General features: G+C 66.3%; 1 protein-coding gene. It reads left to right on the top strand.

Translation table 11 applies throughout. The annotated features are described in order from the left end of the window. Window positions 1–216 precede the first annotated feature (216 nt). A partial coding sequence (locus IMZ11_RS43840) for an OPT/YSL family transporter (RefSeq protein WP_228649640.1) occupies window positions 217–490 on the top strand: 274 nt, incomplete at its 3' end.

Consider the following 490-nt stretch of genomic DNA (forward strand, 5'->3'; position numbering starts at 1 on the left):
GACCGTGACGTTCCTGCTTTACCGAGTGCACATGGAGTTGGTTGCCCATCCGTGATCCAGCGCAAGTCACCAGGCGCGCGCAAGCTGTCTCCGCCTAGCGCTGTCGCCTCCGCAACCCCGTCGAGGAAGGACCGACCCACCGCTGCGTCGATCCCCCGCGCCACCGTGGCCCAGCGCCTACGGTTAGTCAGCACCAGCAACCGAGAGGGAGCCGAGTTGGCCGTCGAAAGCTCCGCACACCCCACCACACCGCCGCTGCGCGAACTGACCATTCGCGGGATCCTGCTCGGCGGCGCGATCACGCTGGTGTTCACCGCCGCCAACGTCTACCTCGGCCTCAAGGTCGGCCTGACGTTCGCCACCGCCATCCCGGCCGCGGTGATCTCGATGGCCATACTGCGTAACTTCGCCAACCACTCCATCGTCGAGAACAACATCGTGCAGACCGTCGCCTCGGCGGCCGGCACGCTGTCGGCGATCATCTTCGTGC

The organism is Microtetraspora sp. AC03309 (genome assembly GCF_020826795.1).
Classification (GTDB): Bacteria; Actinomycetota; Actinomycetes; order Streptosporangiales; family Streptosporangiaceae; genus Microtetraspora; species Microtetraspora glauca.